The 716-nt window shown below is 65.5% G+C and carries 1 protein-coding gene; it reads right to left on the minus strand.

What is annotated here, in order from left to right; genetic code table 11:
- A partial coding sequence (locus ABD093_RS18180; protein ID WP_343926274.1) for an IS5 family transposase occupies window positions 1-716 on the minus strand: 716 nt, incomplete at both ends.

A 716-nucleotide genomic window follows, 5' to 3' on the forward strand; every position in this document is an offset into this window, starting at 1 on the left:
AGGCTAATGACCTCGGTCTTGATCCAGATCAGCGTGGTAGCGAGGCTGATGCCGGCGCGGTAGTTGCGGGCCAGCTTGTCTGAGCGCATCGCGATCCCGCGCCACTGCTTGAGGCGATTGAAGCACCGCTCGACGACGTTGCGACCCTTGTAGCGTTCTTGCTGCTGGTGGCCGAAGTCGATGGGGCGGCCAGGCTTCCTGCGGCGGTGAGCGATCTGGTCGTCGCGTTCGGGGATCGTGGCGGCGATGCCCCGGGCGCGCAGCCATGCTCGGTTCGCCTTCGACGGATAGCCCTTGTCCGCGAGGACACGCTCCGGCCGGGTTCGAGGCCTGCCCTTGCCGGCGCGAGGGACGCAGATGTCCTCGAGCACGGCGGTCATCATCGTGGTGTCGTTGACGTTCCCTCCCGTGATCACCATCCCCAGCGGCCTGCCGCGCCCATCGGCGACGAGATGCAGCTTGGTGGTCAACCCGCCACGAGAGCGCCCAATAGCGTGGTCAGGCGGTTCGATCCACGGATCCTTGTGATTCGAGAGAGCCCCCTCGTCCCGCTTCAGTGTCGCGCCGTGCTGATGCACGCGCGCGATCGTGGAATCGATCGACACAACCCAGTCGACCTTCCCGGCCGCGTCTGCCTGCTTCTGCACCTCAGCCAGCAGCTTCTCCCAGGTGCCATCCTCAGACCACCGGGCAAACCGCTTGTAGATCGAGTTCCA

The organism is Brachybacterium tyrofermentans (genome assembly GCF_039526165.1).
GTDB classification, from domain to species: Bacteria; Actinomycetota; Actinomycetes; order Actinomycetales; family Dermabacteraceae; genus Brachybacterium; species Brachybacterium tyrofermentans.